The 686-nt window shown below is 54.5% G+C and carries 1 protein-coding gene; it reads left to right on the top strand.

All coding sequences use genetic code 11. From position 1 onward, the window contains the following. Positions 1–57: 57 nt before the first annotated feature. On the top strand, positions 58–686 hold a 629-nt coding region (locus AC6R19_RS22770), incomplete at its 3' end, for an IS630 family transposase (protein ID WP_500582158.1).

The raw sequence follows: 686 nt of genomic DNA, 5'->3' as shown, positions 1-686 counted from the left end.
CTAGTGGGCCATGCGGAAAATAAGGTTACGTGATTTGAGTTCACGTATACTCGCCTCATGGATACTCCTGACGTTTTTACAATTACCGCTCATGATGCAGCGATCCTGGAAAGCTGGATTCGCAGCACCTCGCTTCCGCAGGGTCAAATTACTCGAGCGAAGATTATTCTGGCTCTGTCGGAAGGCGTGCCAGTGATGGACGTGGCTGCGGCCCAGCGCGTGTCTCGCAAGACAGTTCACAAGTGGAAAACGCGCTTTATCGAATCGGGCCCGGAGGGTTTGCTTGATCAGGCAAGGCCAGGGCGGCCGTCGGTAATTGACGCCGAGATCGTGAACCGTGTTCTCACATTGACGACTAGCCGCATTCCTCATGAGTCCACTCACTGGAGTGTCTCGTTGATGGCGAAGTACGCCGGTGTTACCACATGGCAGGTTAGGCAAATCTGGAACGCTGCAGATCTGAAGCCACACCGACTCAGAACCTTCAAGATCAGCAATGATCCGCAGTTTGCTGAGAAAGTGGTGGATATCGTTGGTTTGTATATGGACCCGCCGGACAATGCCTTGGTGCTGTGTGTCGACGAGAAAACCCAGATCCAGGCACTCGATCGCACCCAACCAGGTCTTCCGCTTGCCCCGGGGCACATTGGAAGTCGCACCCACGATTACAAGCGCAATGGGACGGC

The sequence above is a fragment of the Microbulbifer sp. SE14 genome (genome assembly GCF_059834885.1).
The sequence above is the reverse complement of the archived record's forward strand: the minus strand, read 5'-3'. Positions and strand labels throughout refer to the sequence as shown.